At 55.7% G+C, this 15,938-nt stretch carries 13 protein-coding genes and 3 pseudogenes; 10 read left to right on the top strand and 6 right to left on the bottom strand.

Annotated elements, in window-relative coordinates:
- Nucleotides 1-25 precede the first annotated feature (25 nt).
- Both gdhA (MCG44_RS10410) and gdhA (MCG44_RS10405) read left to right on the top strand, forming a co-directional pair.
- A complete protein-coding gene (gdhA, locus tag MCG44_RS10410; protein ID WP_147571428.1) occupies nucleotides 26-1,372 on the top strand; it encodes an NADP-specific glutamate dehydrogenase in 1,347 nt (448 codons plus the stop codon).
- A gap of 12 nt (nucleotides 1,373-1,384) precedes the next feature.
- Nucleotides 1,385-2,728: an NADP-specific glutamate dehydrogenase gene (gene gdhA, locus MCG44_RS10405; protein WP_186851963.1), complete on the top strand. Its 1,344-nt coding sequence runs from the start codon at nucleotides 1,385-1,387 to the stop codon at nucleotides 2,726-2,728.
- A gap of 46 nt (nucleotides 2,729-2,774) precedes the next feature.
- Here gdhA (MCG44_RS10405) and MCG44_RS10400 read toward each other — a convergent pair whose 3' ends face one another.
- The 3 genes from MCG44_RS10400 to MCG44_RS10390 form a co-directional block, all read right to left on the bottom strand.
- Nucleotides 2,775-3,194 carry a hypothetical protein gene (locus MCG44_RS10400; RefSeq protein ID WP_240288095.1) on the bottom strand — a complete coding sequence of 140 codons (420 nt, stop codon included), beginning with the start codon at nucleotides 3,192-3,194 and terminating at the stop codon, nucleotides 2,775-2,777.
- Between the two features lie 150 nt (nucleotides 3,195-3,344).
- Nucleotides 3,345-3,725 (bottom strand): DUF4363 family protein, encoded by a 381-nt coding sequence (locus MCG44_RS10395; protein WP_147571427.1) that lies wholly within the window; start codon nucleotides 3,723-3,725, stop codon nucleotides 3,345-3,347.
- A gap of 12 nt (nucleotides 3,726-3,737) precedes the next feature.
- Complete coding sequence (locus MCG44_RS10390) at nucleotides 3,738-4,418, bottom strand: DUF421 domain-containing protein (protein WP_240288094.1); 681 nt, start codon at nucleotides 4,416-4,418, stop codon at nucleotides 3,738-3,740.
- A 237-nt stretch (nucleotides 4,419-4,655) separates the two neighbouring features.
- On the opposite strand from MCG44_RS10390, the gene MCG44_RS10385 reads away from it, so the two are divergent.
- The 4 genes from MCG44_RS10385 to guaA all read left to right on the top strand — a co-directional run bounded on the left by MCG44_RS10385 (nucleotide 4,656) and on the right by guaA (nucleotide 11,404).
- Nucleotides 4,656-5,738 carry a carbamoyl phosphate synthase small subunit gene (locus MCG44_RS10385; protein WP_186851965.1) on the top strand — a complete coding sequence of 361 codons (1,083 nt, stop codon included), beginning with the start codon at nucleotides 4,656-4,658 and terminating at the stop codon, nucleotides 5,736-5,738.
- Nucleotides 5,738-8,947: a carbamoyl-phosphate synthase large subunit gene (gene carB, locus MCG44_RS10380; protein ID WP_147571424.1), complete on the top strand. Its 3,210-nt coding sequence runs from the start codon at nucleotides 5,738-5,740 to the stop codon at nucleotides 8,945-8,947. Before MCG44_RS10385 ends, carB begins: the two co-directional genes overlap by 1 nt.
- A gap of 124 nt (nucleotides 8,948-9,071) precedes the next feature.
- A complete protein-coding gene (locus MCG44_RS10375) occupies nucleotides 9,072-9,605 on the top strand; it encodes a hypothetical protein (protein ID WP_240288093.1) in 534 nt (177 codons plus the stop codon).
- Between the two features lie 257 nt (nucleotides 9,606-9,862).
- Nucleotides 9,863-11,404 carry a glutamine-hydrolyzing GMP synthase gene (gene guaA, locus MCG44_RS10370; protein WP_240288091.1) on the top strand — a complete coding sequence of 514 codons (1,542 nt, stop codon included), beginning with the start codon at nucleotides 9,863-9,865 and terminating at the stop codon, nucleotides 11,402-11,404.
- Between the two features lie 176 nt (nucleotides 11,405-11,580).
- Here the strand turns inward: guaA and MCG44_RS10365 are convergent, their stop codons facing one another.
- Entirely contained in the window at nucleotides 11,581-12,132 is a 552-nt protein-coding gene (locus MCG44_RS10365; protein ID WP_240288089.1) for a helix-turn-helix domain-containing protein, read from the bottom strand.
- 165 nt (nucleotides 12,133-12,297) lie between these two features.
- Between MCG44_RS10365 and MCG44_RS10360 the strand changes: the two are divergent.
- The 3 genes and pseudogenes from MCG44_RS10360 (at nucleotide 12,298) to MCG44_RS10350 (ending at nucleotide 13,421) form a co-directional block, all read left to right on the top strand.
- Nucleotides 12,298-12,487: pseudogene (locus tag MCG44_RS10360) on the top strand (DNA-binding protein).
- Nucleotides 12,484-12,906, top strand: a pseudogene (locus MCG44_RS10355) (Arm DNA-binding domain-containing protein); the annotation flags it as partial. The pseudogenes MCG44_RS10360 and MCG44_RS10355, both read left to right, overlap by 4 nt.
- Before the next feature lie 140 nt (nucleotides 12,907-13,046).
- Nucleotides 13,047-13,421: a TnpV protein gene (locus tag MCG44_RS10350; RefSeq protein WP_240288087.1), complete on the top strand. Its 375-nt coding sequence runs from the start codon at nucleotides 13,047-13,049 to the stop codon at nucleotides 13,419-13,421.
- Between the two features lie 64 nt (nucleotides 13,422-13,485).
- Here MCG44_RS10350 and MCG44_RS10345 read toward each other — a convergent pair.
- Nucleotides 13,486-14,408, bottom strand: a pseudogene (locus tag MCG44_RS10345) (hypothetical protein).
- A gap of 54 nt (nucleotides 14,409-14,462) precedes the next feature.
- Entirely contained in the window at nucleotides 14,463-15,350 is an 888-nt protein-coding gene (locus MCG44_RS10340; RefSeq protein ID WP_240288085.1) for a sigma-70 family RNA polymerase sigma factor, read from the bottom strand.
- A 176-nt stretch (nucleotides 15,351-15,526) separates the two neighbouring features.
- On the opposite strand from MCG44_RS10340, the gene MCG44_RS10335 reads away from it, so the two are divergent.
- Nucleotides 15,527-15,889: a cysteine-rich VLP protein gene (locus tag MCG44_RS10335; protein WP_240288083.1), complete on the top strand. Its 363-nt coding sequence runs from the start codon at nucleotides 15,527-15,529 to the stop codon at nucleotides 15,887-15,889.
- Nucleotides 15,890-15,938 lie beyond the last annotated feature (49 nt).

Below are 15,938 nucleotides of genomic sequence, written 5' to 3'. Positions count from 1 at the left end.
CAAAAAATTTTTAGGAGGTAACGATATGGGCATCCGAAATGAGTATTTGAATGGTCTGATGGAGCGGGTGGTAAGCAATAACCCGGCCCAGCCAGAGTTTCACCAGGCGGTGCGGGAGGTGCTCTCCTCCCTGGCACCTGTGGTAAACGCCCGGCCGGAGCTGATTTCCCAGGGTGTGATGGACTGCCTGGTGGAGCCGGAGCGTACCATCTCCTTCCGGGTGCCCTGGGAGGATGAACAGGGGAAAATCCATGTAAACCGGGGTTACCGCATCCAGTTCAACAGTGCCATCGGCCCCTATAAGGGCGGGCTGCGGTTCCACCCCTCAGTCAATGAGAGCATCATCAAGTTCCTGGGCTTTGAACAGACCTTCAAAAACAGTCTGACCGGACTGCCCATCGGTGGCGGCAAGGGCGGCGCCAACTTTGACCCAAAAGGCAAGTCGGACCTGGAGATCATGCGGTTTTGCCAGTCCTTCATGAATGAGCTGTTCAAATACATCGGGCCGGACACCGATGTTCCGGCTGGAGATATCGGTGTAGGGGCCAGGGAGATCGGCTATCTCTTCGGACAGTATAAGAAGCTGCGCAATGAGTTTACCGGAGTTCTTACTGGCAAGGGGTTGACCTATGGCGGCTCCTTGGCCCGCAAGGAGGCCACCGGCTATGGACTGTGCTATTTTGCCGACAATATGCTGCGGGAGGCGGGGCGGTCCTTTGACGGGTCCACCGTGGTCATCTCCGGTTCAGGCAACGTGGCTATCTACGCCTGCAAAAAGGCCCGCCAGATGGGAGCCAAGGTGGTGGCCATGTCCGACTCCAACGGCTATATTTACGATCCGGAGGGCATCGACCTGGACTTGGTCAAGCAGCTCAAGGAGGTGGAGCACACCCGGATCCGAGAGTATGTTCAGCGCCGGCCTTCCGCGCGCTATCAGGAGGGCTGCTCCAACATTTGGCAGATCCCCTGTCACATTGCCCTGCCCTGCGCCACCCAAAATGAGCTCAACGGGGAGGCGGCCAAGGCACTGGTGGCCAACGGCTGCTTCGCCGTGGCGGAGGGGGCCAATATGCCCTGTACGCCTGAGGCGGTGGAGGTTATCCAGGGCTCCGGCCTGCTGTTCGCCCCCGCTAAGGCGGCCAACGCCGGCGGCGTGGCCGTGTCCGCCCTAGAGATGAGCCAAAATTCCATGCGCTTCTCTTGGACCTTTGAGGAGGTGGACCAGCGGCTCAAGACCATTATGGATGACCTGTACCGCAACGCCTCCAATGCCGCCGCCCAGTACGGCATGGCAGGCGACCTGGTGGCGGGGGCCAATATCGCGGGCTTCCTGAAGGTGGCCGACTCCATGCTGGCCTACGGCATCGTGTAAAGGAGGAATACGATGAATGAGTACGCTGTCCGGGTGGCCGCCCAGCTGCGGCGGCGCTACGCCCACGAGCCCGAGTACCTCCAGTGTGTTTTGACCTGGCTGGAGATGATCGATCCAGCCCTTGACGACCCCAGGTATGAGAAGCTGGACCTGCTTACCAGGATGGTGGAGCCGGAGCGGATGTTTACCTTTCTTGTCCCCTGGGTGGATGATAGGGGTGTGGCCCACACCAGCCACGGCTACCGCGCCCAGTTCAGCAGCGCCATCGGTCCTTATAAGGGCGGGCTGCGCTTCCATCCGGGGGTGACCTCCTCGGTGGTGAAATTCCTGGGCTTTGAGCAGACCTATAAAAACGCCCTTACTGGATTGCCCATTGGCGGCGCCGCGGGTGGCGCTGACTTTGACCCAAGGGGAAAGAGCGACCGAGAGATCATGCGTTTCTGCCAGTCCTTCATGAATGCGCTGTACCGCTATATCGGCGCGGACACCGACGTGCCCGCCGGGGATATTGGAGTGGGCAGCCGGGAGATCGGCTACCTCTATGGCCAGTATAAGCGCCTGATGGGAAAAGCGGAGAGCAGCGCCCTGACCGGCAAGGGACTGACTTACGGGGGCAGTAAGGTCCGCCAAGAGGCCGCCGGTTCCGGCACTATCTATTTTCTGGCCAGAATGCTGGAGCATCAGCGGGATACCCTGGAGGGCAAGACCATTGCGGCCTCCGGCTTTGGCAACATGACCTGGGGCGTCTGCCGTAAGGCGGCCCAACTGGGTGCTAAGGTGGTTACCCTGTCCGGCCCGGACGGCTATATCTACGACCCGGAGGGTGTGTGTACCCAGGAGAAGCTGGATTTCCTGCTGGAGCTCCGGGCCAGCGGCCGGGACAAAGTGGCGCCCTATGCCCAGCGGTTCGGAGTAGAGTTTTTCCCAGGCAGAAAGCCCTGGGAGATAAAGACAGACATAGTCATCCCCTGCGCGACTCAGAACGAGCTGGATGTGGAGGATGCGGTACGCATCCTGGCCAACGACGTGGGCTTTTATGTAGAGGGGGCCAATATGCCCGCCACCGCCGAGGCGCTGAAGCTCCTCCGGCTCAGTCCCAAGATTTTGACAGCCGGGGCCAAGGCCTCGGGCTCTGGGGGCGTGGCCGTGTCCGCCCTGGAGATGGCCCAAAACTCCATACGGTACAACTGGGACCGGGAAGAGGTGGACAATAAGCTGCGAGAGATCATGAGCGGCATCTATGACGCCTCTGCCGCCGCAGCCCAGGAGTATGGGCTGGGCTATGACCTGATCGCCGGCAACGACATCGCCGCGTTCAAGAAGATATCGGAGGCCATGATTGCCCAGGGGCTTTGATACCGGAACAAGCAGAAACGAGGGACAGCGCTGCTGTCCCTCGTTTTTATGCGTGCTCCGAAAGCCGCTGGTAGGCGAGATAGAGAAAGACAAGGATCAAAGCCGACAGAATAAGAGCCGGAGGAAAGCGGCTGAAGAAGGTCATCCACAGCCCATACCAGAGGCTGTACAGGACATGGGGCGTGAACAGCAGGAAAAACCAGCGCCTCCAGTTTCTCCGCCAGGGGGGAGAAACGGTGATCAGATGCTCCCGCCCGACAAAAATGGTGGAGTAACTCAGGATTTCACACAGGATGCTGTACGAAACGAAGATGACAACAGCGGCTCCCTCCCAGCCGGGCTTAAACAGCCGGAGCCGGACGCCGCACAGCCAATAGAAGAGCTGCGACGCCAGGACGAGGAGCTGGACGAGCATAAGAAAATACTCCGGGCGAAGAAGTTTTCTCCCAGCTTTGTGGGTCTCCATACAGCACTGCCCCTTTTCTTCTATAATAGGGCTGATAACTATTTTTAGTAATTTAATTTTACCATATTAACATAAAATTGTAAATATCGAACATAAAATCGTTGATATAAAAGTGAATTTTATATATATTTGTGAATTTTTGAAAGCAAATCACAGCACATTGACCAGGCTGGCCTGCTCCATCTCGGCCAACAGCTGGATCTGTGCCGCCAGGTCGGCGTTGGCCGCGGCATACTGGTCCAGCTCCTGGAGCTCCAGATATTGGAGGACAGATTGAAAGGTCCGTAAAATCTGATCGGTGTCCGAGTGGCGCATGACCACATGGAGATAAAAGTGGCTGTCCTGCCAGTCCTGGTAGACCTGCCGGGTCAGCTCCTCCGCCTGGTCCCACTGCTCCCGCTCCACCAGAGTCTGGGCCTGGTTCAGCCGGCCGGACAGGCTGTCTGCCAGCTGTTGGCAGTAGTAGGCGTTGACCAGGGTTGCCCCGCACATGGCCGCCAGCAGGGCGACGGCTATCCAGAGCCGCTTCATGGCGATCCCTCCTTATACGCTCATATCCTTCCGGGCCAGGTAGATGCTGCCCGTTTGATCCACCAGCAGCAGAAAGACGGCCTCAAGGCCGGAGCAGCCCCGCTCCTCCAGACGCTGGTCCAGCCACTTCCGGTCCCGGCCCAGAGCCCGCAGGTTATGCTCCAGCAGTCGGCCGTCGCTGATTACCACCAGGGGCAGGCCCGATTCCTCCGCCGACACCTGCAGCTGCTGGGCGGTGGGGGGCTTCTGGTTGGCATAGGGCAGGACGGACAACTGTCCATTGGTTTCCAGGATTGCGTATTTCACTGTGGCCGGATCGGTGTAACCCTTGGCCCGTAGCTCTTCCAAAAGCTCATCTATGGTCAGCCGGTTTCGGGCCATCTCACGCTGGTCTACCAGCCCATCCCGGATGACGATGCTGGGTCGGCCGCACATGAGGGCCCGGAACCGGACGCTTTTCATAGTGAGGACGGACAGGATCATGGTCATGGCCAATAGGGCCAAAATGGGGAGGATGCCGGTGAGCAGAGGGATGCCGTAATCCTGCATAGGGACGGAAGCCAGGTCGGCGATGATGAGGGACAGGACCAGCTCGGAGGGCTCCAGCTCCCCAACCTGGCGCTTGCCCATCAGGCGGATTCCTATAATAATGAAGATGTATAGGATGATAGTGCGGATCAGTCCTGTGAACAAAAGATCACCTCACGGTATCGATGTCCGCGCCCTTTGGGGAGGGCCGCGGGATATGGACGGCTCTTTCTTTCAGTCTTTCCCCGCCGGATGGAAAATATCCTGCAAATTGCCCAAAAGCTCCCCCGAAAATTCTGCTGAAAAAAGGAAAGATACATCTTGCCAACCAGACGATTTTTCGATAAAATAACTTGATTTAACCAAACAATAGAACTGGAACGGAAGGCGTGTGAGAATTCAATGAAAGCGACTTTGATCCTGGCCAACGGAAGCGTATTTTCCGGCGCCAGCATCGGCAGCACCTCCGACCGGATCTGTGAGATGGTGTTTAACACCTCCATGGCCGGGTACCAGGAGATCCTGACCGACCCATCCTACGCGGGGCAGGGCGTGGTCATGTCCTATCCCCTCATTGGCAACTATGGTGTCAACAGCGAGGACAACGAGTCCAGCCGCCCCTGGGTGGAGGCTCTGGTGGTCCGGCATCTGTCCCCCCGCGGGAGCAACTTCCGCTGTGAGGACACCTTGGATGATTTTTTGAAGCAGCATAATATTTCCGGCATCCAGGGTGTGGACACTCGGGCGCTGACAAAGATACTCCGCAACCAGGGGAGCATGAATGGTATGCTCACCTGTGCGGAGCATTTTAATGTCGCTGAGGCCCTGGAAAAGCTGAAAGCCTATAAAGTGGAACATGCCGTGTCCAAAGTCACCCGGACTCAGCCACAGGTGTTCCCCGCCCAGGGAGAGGAGAAATGCCGCCTGGCGGTGATGGACTACGGCGTCACTCAGGGCGTGGTGGACAGCCTGACCCGCCGGGGCTGCGCGGTGACCGCTCTGCCCGCCTCCACCCCGGCCGAGGAGGTGCTGGCCGGCGGGTATGACGGAGTGCTGCTGTCCAACGGTCCGGGCGACCCGGCCGAAAACACCGCCCTCATTGCCCAGGTGAAGAAGCTGTATGACAGCTCCCTGCCCCTCTTTGGGCTGGGGCTGGGCCACCAGCTGCTGGCCCTGGCCACCGGGGCCAGGACCGAGAAGCTGCCCTACGGACACCGGGGAGGCAACGTGCCTGTCCGGGATCTGGAGCTGGGAAGGGTATTCATCACCAGCCAGAACCACGGCTATGCCGTGGTCCGGGACTCTGTGGACCCGGCGGTGGCCCAGGTGTCCCTGGAGAATGTGAACGACGGAAGCTGCGAGGGATTGAGATATGCCCGCCCCAACTGCTTCTCCACCCAGTTCCACCCCGAGGGCAATACCGGCCCCAAGGCTGTGGAGTATCTGTTTGACCGCTTTGTTGGATCCATGGGAGGTGCCAAGTAATGCCGAAATATACGGACATAAAGAAGGTACTGGTGCTGGGCTCCGGCCCCATCGTCATCGGTCAGGCCGCCGAGTTCGACTACGCCGGGACCCAGGCCTGCCGGGCCCTGAAGGAAGAGGGGCTGGAGGTGGTGCTGGTCAACTCTAATCCCGCCACCATCATGACGGACAAGGATATCGCCGACCATGTGTATATCGAGCCAATGAATATCCCCTCTATCACCCAGGTCATCGAGAAGGAGCGCCCTGATGCCCTGCTGCCTAACATGGGCGGCCAGACCGGCCTGAACATGGCTATGGCTCTCCATGAGAACGGGACTCTGGCGAAATATGGGGTACGCCTGCTGGGCACCAGCCCTGCCTCTATCCACAAGGCGGAGGACCGCCAGGGTTTTAAGGACTGCATGGAGTCCATCGGGCAGCCCTGCGTGGTGTCCAAAGTGGTCAACACCGTTCAGGACGCGGTGGACTTCACCAATGAGATCGGCTATCCCGTCATCGTCCGTCCCGCCTATACCCTGGGCGGAACCGGCGGCGGCATCGCCTATGACGAGGCATCCCTGCGGGAGATCTCTGAGCGCGGCATCGCCCTGTCCCGGGTGAACGAGGTGCTCATCGAGCGGTGCATCTCCGGCTGGAAGGAAATCGAGTTCGAGGTCATGCGGGACTCCGCCGGCAACGTCATCACCATCTGCTCCATGGAGAACATCGACCCCGTGGGAGTTCACACCGGCGACTCCATCGTGGTGGCCCCTACCCAGACCCTGGCCAACCGGGAGTTCCAAATGCTCCGCTCCGCCGCCTTGGACATCATCACCGCCCTGGAGATCGAGGGGGGATGTAATGTTCAGTTTGCCCTGAATCCGGACAGCTATGAGTACGCGGTCATCGAGGTCAACCCCCGTGTGTCCCGTTCCTCCGCCCTGGCCTCTAAGGCCACAGGCTACCCCATCGCCAAGGTGGCCGCCAAGGTGGCTCTGGGCTATACCCTGGATGAGATCCCCAACGCGGTGACCGGCACCACCATGGCCTGCTTTGAGCCCACCATTGACTACTGTGTGCTGAAGATTCCCCGCCTGCCCTTTGACAAGTTTACCACCGCCAGCCGCACTCTGGGTACCCAGATGAAGGCCACGGGCGAGGTCATGTCTATCGCCAACTCCTTCGAGGGCGCTCTGATGAAGGCCATCCGCTCCCTGGAGCTGAATGTTCGTGCCCTGAAGCTGGACAAGCTGGAAGGACTGTATACCGACGAGATCGAGGATATGCTGGTCCAGGTCACGGACGAACGCCTATTCGTGGTGGCCGAGGCCCTGCGCCGGGGCTTCTCTCCCCAGAAGATCAATCACATCACCAAGATGGATGTCTGGTTCCTGGACGGCTTCAAGCGCATCATCGACATGGAGGAGGAGCTGAAGGCCTGCAAGGGCGTTCCTGACGCCGACCTGCTGAAGCGGGCCAAGGAGATGTGTTTTGCCGACAGCTATATCGGCACCCTCTGCGGCATGAAGCAGGCGGAGGTCAAGGCCCTGCGGGAGAAGTACGGCATTATTCCGGCCTTTAAGAAGGTGGACACCTGCGCCGCCGAGTTCGACGCCGCCACCCCCTACTACTACTCCTCCTATGACGGGGAGAACGAGGCCGTGGACAACGGGGGGGACCGCAGGAAGGTGCTGGTGCTGGGCTCCGGCCCCATCCGCATCGGCCAGGGCATCGAGTTCGACTACTGCTCTGTCCACTCTGTTTGGGCCTTCAAGCGCCTGGGCTATGAAACCATCATTATCAACAACAACCCGGAGACCGTATCCACCGACTTCGACGTGGCGGACAAGCTCTACTTTGAGCCCCTGACCGCTGAGGACGTGCAGAACATTGTGGAGCAGGAGAAGCCCTGGGGAGCCGTGGTTCAGTTCGGCGGGCAGACCGCTATCAAGCTGGCTAAGGCCCTGACTGACATGGGAGTGCGCATCCTGGGCACCCCCGCCGACGGCGTGGACGCGGCCGAGGACCGGGAGCGGTTCGACGAGATCTTGCAGAAGTGCAACATTCCCAGAGCCAAGGGCCGCACCGTCTATACCACCGAGGAGGCTTTGGCCGCCGCCCATGAACTGGGCTATCCTGTCCTGGTCCGGCCCTCCTATGTGCTGGGTGGACAGGGGATGGAGATCGCCTACTCTGACCGCAACATCGAGGAATTCATGCGCATCATTAATATGACCGTCCAGGAGCACCCCATCCTCATCGACAAGTACCTGATGGGCCGGGAGCTGGAGGTGGACGGCGTATTCGACGGGGAGGATATCCTTATTCCCGGTATTATGGAACACGTGGAGCGGGCCGGCGTCCACTCGGGCGACTCCATCGCCGTGTATCCCCCCCTTCATCTGGAGCAGAAGCACCGGGATCTCATCCTCCAGCACACCCGGAACATGGCCCAGCACCTGGGTGTCATTGGCCTGATCAACGCCCAGTATATCCTCTATAACGACGACATCTACGTCATTGAGGTCAACCCCCGCTCCTCCCGCACCATCCCCTATATCTCTAAGGTCACCGGCGTGCCTATCATCGACCTGGCCACAAAGGTCATGCTGGGCCAGAAGCTGAAGGACCTGGGCTATGGCACGGGCGTCTATAAGGAGGCCAGCTACTTCGCCGTGAAGGCCCCCGTCTTTTCCTTTGAAAAGCTCACCGACGTGGACACCGGCCTTGGCCCTGAAATGAAGTCTACCGGTGAGGTGCTGGGACTAGCCGAGACCTTCCCCCAGGCGCTGCTCAAGGCGTTCAAGGGCTCCGGAATGCGGGCTCCCAAGAAGGGCGGCCGGGTCATCCTTACGGTCAAGGATGAGGACAAGAGCGAGGTGATCTCCATTGCCCGGGGCTTTGAGGACATGGGAGTGGAGCTCTATGCCACCTCTGGGACCTGTGACGCGCTGAACGAGGCTGGTATTGAGTGCAAGCGGGTGAACCGGGTATCCCAGGCCCACCCCAATATCCTGGATATGATTGCCTCCGGGACTGTGGACCTTGTCATCAATACCCCGACGCGGGGCCGGAAGCACGACTCTGACGGATTCCGGATCCGCCGCTCCGCCGTGGAGCATGGGGTGGGCTGTGTTACCGCCATCGACACCGCTCGGGCCCTTCTCACCGTCCGGCAGCAGAGCCGCAGTGAGGACCTGACACCCATAGACATCACCAAGATCTAAGCTCCCCGCGGGGGAGGGAAATTCCCTCCCCCGCTCATCTTTTTCAAAATCTTTTTCATCTGTCCGCAACTCCGCCCTATGATTTCCGTCTTATACAATAGAAAGGATTTGGGAGGCGTAAAGGATGAAAAACGCGGTCAAAAAATGGGGACCCTTCTGTGGGGTGCTGGCTATCCTTCTGGGAGGGCTGGCGGTCTTTGCCTGGTTTACCTCCCGGCCCGTGTCCCTGCGGGCGGAGGAGCTGACCCCGGCAGAGACGATGGAAGCCTATTCTGGCGCGGAACTGACCCTGGAAACCACCGGATATCAGCTGTATCTGACCTTTTCCAATTTCAGCGATGCGCGGCTGGAGTCGGGGGCCTCGGTGGACCGGGAGGGGAAGCTCTTGTTCGATGCCGGGCTGGCTGTCCTGCTGGACGAACAGTGGTACTGGGTCCCCCGTAAGGAATACGACACTGCCGGGGTGGGACTGGAAGTGGAGCCGGGGGATACTGTTCAGGGACAGGTATTTCTGTCGCCCTATGGAAAACTGCCCGACGGACAGTACCGGATCACCTTCGGCTATTGGCACAGGAGTTCCGACGGCCCCCTTCAAGAACAGGACTATTATGAGTCATATGCCCAGTTCTGCGTAGAGGGCGGGAGATACATCCCATAAAACAAAAAACCCACACCCTTCGGTGTGGCTTCTTGCACAAATCTGTTCGTGTTACCGCTCACTGGCGACGGTCTGCTGGTCCTCATAGATCAGATCCTCCAAATCAGAGCGGCTGTTCCAGTAAAAATCATTCATGGCATGACCTCCTTTCCTTGTGTTCTGCGTTTATCATAGCGCCGCTGGAGGTAAAAAGCAAGGCGGGGACGGTTAAATCTTTGTAAATTATTCCATTTTATGAAGCAAGGAAGGATGTTTCCATGTCCCATCAGACTGTCATCGTTCTGGACTTCGGCGGACAGTATAACCAACTCATCGCCCGCCGGGTTCGTGAATGCAATGTGTATTGCGAGGTAAAGCCGTACACGACCCCCTTGGCCGAGCTGAAGGCCATGGACCCCATCGGCATCATTTTCACCGGCGGTCCCAACTCTGTGTACCTGGATGATTCCCCCCATGTGGATCCGGACATTTTTACCTGGGGCGTGCCCATCCTGGGCATCTGCTATGGCTGTCAGCTGATGGCCCACGCTCTGGGTGGACAGGTCACCGAGGCCCAGGACGACTCCGCCCGGGAATACGGCAAGACCCAGACCTACTACGATACGGCCTGCAAGCTGTTCCACGGACTGCCGGCCCAGGGCATTTCCTGGATGAGCCATGGGGATTATATGGCCAAAGTGCCAGAGGGCTTCGCCTTGGTAGCCCACAGCGACGCCTGCCCCAACGTGGCTATCGCCGATGAAACGCGGGGATTCTACGGCGTTCAGTTCCATCCGGAGGTGAATCACAGCGAAAATGGTGTGGCGATGATCCGCAATTTCCTCTACGAGGTGTGCGGAGCCAAGGGCGACTGGACTATGGAGGATTATAAGAACACGGCTATCTCCGCCGTCCGGGAAAAGGTGGGGCAGGGAAAGGTTTTGCTGGCCCTGTCCGGAGGGGTAGACTCCTCGGTGGTGGCCGCCCTGCTGGCTGAGGCGGTGGGAAAGCAGCTCACCTGTGTCTTTGTGGACCACGGACTGATGCGCCTGAATGAAGGCGACGAGGTGGAGGCCGCTTTCTCCAAGTGGGATATCAACTTCGTCCGGGTGGACGCCGAAAGCCGTTTCCTGCTGAAGCTGGCCGGAGTGGACGAGCCGGAGCGCAAGCGGAAGATCATCGGCGAGGAGTTTATCCGGGTTTTTGAGGAGGAGGCCAAAAAGGTGGGGGCCGTGGACTTCCTGGCCCAGGGTACTATCTACCCCGATGTCATCGAGTCGGGAGCGGGGGACGCCGCCGTTATCAAAAGCCACCACAATGTGGGTGGGCTGCCTGACTATGTGGACTTTCGGGAGATCATTGAGCCGCTGCGCCTGCTGTTTAAGGACGAGGTCCGCCAGCTTGGGCGTGAGCTGGGTCTGCCGGAATATCTGGTGTCCCGGCAGCCCTTCCCCGGCCCCGGCCTGGCCATCCGCATCATCGGGGATATTACCAAAGAGAAAGCCGATATGCTCCGGGAGGCGGACTTCATCTTCCGGGAGGAGATTGCCAAAGCCGGTGAGGACAAGAACTTGAACCAGTATTTCGCCGTCCTTACCAATACCCGCTCTGTGGGAGTCATGGGAGACGGCCGGACCTACGACTACACCCTGGCACTCCGCGCCGTGACCACCAGTGACTTTATGACCGCCGACTGGGCCAGAATCCCTTACGACGTGCTGGACAAGATCTCCACCCGAATTGTCAATGAGGTCAAGGGTATCAATCGCATCTGTTACGACATCACGTCCAAGCCCCCCGCCACCATCGAGTGGGAATGACGCTCGAAACGGCGCAAACCCGCATGAATACAGGCTTTTTTGCCCGTCCATAAGGCTCTTGATACTGGATTGATACTATTCGTGTCTACCCGGTACTCTCAAGAGAATAATCCCAAAAGGACAAGCAAAACCGCCTTGCTGAACGACAAATTCAGCAGGACGGTTTTTTGCTTGTCTTATTTATTTTTCCGCCACGGGATATAGTATTGGCTTTCCCTGCCATCATCACAGGTAGCGGGCCAGTTCAGTTTCCATTCAAAATACTCATCCCTGGTGATCTCCCCGGCGTGTAACTCCTGCTGACGCAAGAGCCATTCGTGCATGAACTCGTCTACAAGCCCATAGTTGAAGTAAATACCAACAGGAGGTTGTGCGGGCCAGTCGTAACTGTCATTATACTGGACAACGGTTTCCTCTTTGGTTTTGCCGGGGACACGGACAAGCGGAAACAGGCAGATAGAACCGGGGCTGTCCTCGTCCAGCCAGAAGAATGTCCGCATGAAGTCCTCGGCACAGCCGGGTTGAATGGTATAGAAGTTCTGGCGGTCTACCCGCAGCGCCTCCGCTATCTTGTCCAGCAACTCCCGCTTGGGGACACGGTAGTTTGTTTCGTATTGAGCGATACGGTTGTCCGCTCCTTTTTCATCAAAGCCGATAGCCAGTCCTAATTCCTTTTGCGTCATACCTCGAAAGGTGCGGATTTTCTTTATCTTGTCTCCTACTGTCATATATCACACCGCCTTTGAAAATAGTATAGCGCAAAAAAGCGAAATATGCAAGATAAAGTTTAACAAAAATGCGAAATAAATTCTTGGCATTAACGCTTGTATTAATGTATAATGAGCACATGGACATTAACATATTTGCGAATACAAAGTAAGGAGGTGCAGAACATGAGCAAGGAATTGTTTGTGAAAGCAGAGGAGGGTGTCCAAAGAGTTGGGTATCTCCAAGCCCTACGCCTACAAGCTGGTACGGGAAATGAACGAGGAACTGAAACAGAAAGGTTTCATCACTATCCCCGGACGAGTAAGCAGACGCTATTTTGAAGAAAAGTTTTATGGACTGCGGGATAATCAGTGAGGAGGAAACGACAATGCCCAGCATACAAAGATAAGGCAAAAGGAACATGGTATGCGTCCCTTTACTACGAGGACTGGACAGGTAAAAAGGTCAAGAAGATGAAACGGGGGTTCCCCACCAAGCGAGAGGCGCTGGATTGGGAGCGGACATTCCTGCAACAGCAGACCGCCGATTTGGAAATGACCTTTGAAAACTTCGTGGCGGTCTATGTGGCGGATATGAAAGGCCGCATCAAGGAAAACACCTGGGGGACGAAAGAACATATCCTCTATAAGAAGTCGGTGCCGTACTTCGGCAAGCGGAAGATGTGCGACATTCACTCCAAGGAAGTCATAGCGTGGCAGAATGAAATGCTCAACTACCGGGACGAAAAGGGCAAGCCCTATTCTCCGGTGTATCTGAAAACGCTCCATAACCAAGAGTTACTATGTAAAGGGTGGTTTCTGCCATCTAATACATATGACTGCGGCTCATTTGTGGTGAATTGAAAAGCAGTTATAGGAAAGGAGTTAAAATATCCCAATAACTGCCGAAACCAAAACACACAAAGGAGGTCGTCATGAAATCTATCTTTGAAGCAATGGGCGGCACATACCGTCAGGAGGGGGATTATCTTATCCCAAACATAAAACTTCCAGAGCAGGAGGAGTATCAACTTGGCAAATATGGCCAGATGCGGCGAAACTTTTTGAAAAAGCATCATCCTGCCCATTACTCGGATCTCATAGTAGAAGGACGGCTCTGGGATCACCTGGCCGAGATCGACAAGCTCTGCAATGCCCGCATGGAAGTGATGATAGCTGCTATGAAAAAACAGGAAGGTGTCACAGAAGCCCTGAAAGCGGCAGACCAGATGGAATGGATGCGCCGCATGAACAGCATCCATAACAGGGCAGAAGAAATCGTGCTGTATGAGCTGGTATATGAAGTATAACATAAAATAGACAGAGGGGACGCTTTTGACAGCAATCAGCTGCGGCAAGCGCCCCCCTTTTTTATTATTTCTCGTCTCTATCCCGGTTCTTTGCCCGATTCTTATACACATTATGCTGGTTTTTGCACTGTGGGCTGCAAAATACATTATTGGCTCGGCTGGCAACAAAAGCTTTCTGGCAGTGTTCGCAGAGCCGCAGCGGTTTTTCCTGGTCAGTCAGCATAAAGCTGAACATGAGCTGAATTGCCGTTAGAAGCGAGTGAAAGTCCCAGACAATCGTGGGGGTGGCTGCGGGCTTGTCAAACAGGGCAATATGATAAGTCGGTGCAATTCCTCCAAAAGCAGCCATGCCCATACGATAGGTGTTTCTGGATGCCTCATCCAGATGGTCGTAGTCATGGTAAAACAAAAAGCTGCTGGTCAGCGTAAATGCCCAATCCTTGAATTGCTGTACGATCCATTCATACGGTTCCGCATACTGACGCTGAAACTGCATATTCATCGCCATAGGCTGCTCGGCAAAGGTCATAGCAAGCGCCATCATCGCTCTGTCCCGATTGATGTTCCAGCTTGACTGAATGCCTTCTTTTACCACATCTAATTTTTCAAAAGGATAGAATAAAGACAAAAATGCTTCTGTCTGCATGGATTCTGCTTTTAAAATCTGTTTTTCGGGAGATAAACTGCCTCATAGTCCATAAAGGACGGTGTGGTAGGCAGTGCGGTCATCAGTCCCAGCAGCCCATACTGATGAACAAATTCCAGTACAGCCTGCTCAATGACCGCTTCACTTTTCCAGCCCATACAGAGCATCCCGACATTGAGAGCATCCACAACCAGTTTTTCGGAATCCTTTAGAGGATCGTAAACTTTCGGTTCTGCCGCAGGAGCGGCCATGATATATCGTCTGCCATTCTTTTCGGTCTTTATCTCATACTGATTGTACCGCACCCAATAGGAGCTGGCGTGTGCAAATAGATTCTGCATGGCTTCACCTCTATGTGTAATCTGATATATTATAATCATATTACAAGTATAAAATCAATTTTCGGATTCTGTCAAGCCGCTCTTTTTACGGGGCGGCGTTTTGACCTTCGCCGCACTCTTTCCGCTCTGCTCTAAACTTGTAGCATACAGAGCAACAAATTCTTTCTCCCGCAAGGTCAAGCTGTTCTTCCGCAAAAGATGTTCATATAGCTGATGCTGTAATTTTCGTGTGTAAGTATCCCGTAGCTTGCGGATATTTCGATCAGATTGCCCCCGCATGGCTGCCACTTTAGCAGTGCTGTACAACCGCAGGGAGAGAAAGTACAGCACTTCCTTATGTTCGTCCTTCAGCCGTTCCACAATTTTGGAGAGAAATGGGTCAGCAGTCAGCTGGTGCATCTCATAAGGACAGTCAAAGATCAAGTCCAGAAAACTGCCTTTGCCCAAAAGCTGCTGTTCCGGCGTATTCAGGCACTCAGGGAAAACCAATCCATAGTTTGCCTTCTTATACTCCAGCGGCACATCTCCACGAAGATTTTCGTGATACCGCACTCTGCGTTCACAGTTGCGATCCAATCGGTTCATTTCCCCAATAGCCACAGAAAAATTTGTCTCTGTTCTTGCGGCTAAGCTGATGCGCTCCACAGATGTTTCATCCATCTGCTGTCGGAGTGTATTCAGGCTGATGGGAGATTCGGCTGAATCGGCATCTTCTGGAATATCATCCTCTGCTTCTAAAGGATGCTCGTCCTGCCCCAGCTCACTTTCCAAAGCAGCGTTCCGTTCTTCTGCCAGAGCTTCTTCCAGTTCTTCATCGCAGATAGGAGCGTCCTCGTCCTGATTCCAGTCGACAAAGTCAAGGATAGATTCTGCCCAGGAGACTTCTTCTGAATTTTCTTCGCTTTCTTCTTCCAACCACAGATCATTCTGTTCTTCGCCCATGACTTCGCCTCCCTTCTGCCTCCTATTTTATTTCAAAAACTTGTGCTGTCTATAATTTATTTTTTAATTTTTGAAAAACAGTTCCGATTTACACCGCTGTTTTCTCCTATCAGTCAGGAAGTAATCTGAAAATAATTATTCCGATTACACTTTATGAAAGAAAGGAAAAAACAATGATGTCAAACCAAAACAGGGAGCTGACTTCAAAAAAGAAATGCTCCATCAAAAAGCTGGTCACAAGGCTTTGCGCCAACTATGACAGCGAGTACGGGTGCTTGCCGCTGGACTGTGATTGTCCCATGTTCGGCATCTGCTACACAAACAGTGCTATGTGCTACTACTTTCGGGGATCGGTTCTGCTCAATGACCCGGAGCTGCAAGCATCACTGGAAAGCCAGCCTGTCCGCACCTGTCAGTATTGCGGCCAGAAATTTCCGGCTGACGGGAAGCGGGTGTACTGCTCCCCGCAGTGTGCGGAGTCTGCCCATCGTCAGCAGAATGCAGCGAGAGTACGGAAATTCAGAAACAAGAGAAAGTAACCATTTGCCCCTCCGAAACCCTGATAGCACAAGGGTTTTCGGAGGGCAT

Source organism: Lawsonibacter sp. OA9, from assembly GCF_022440585.1.
The sequence above is the reverse complement of the archived record's forward strand: the minus strand, read 5'-3'. Positions and strand labels throughout refer to the sequence as shown.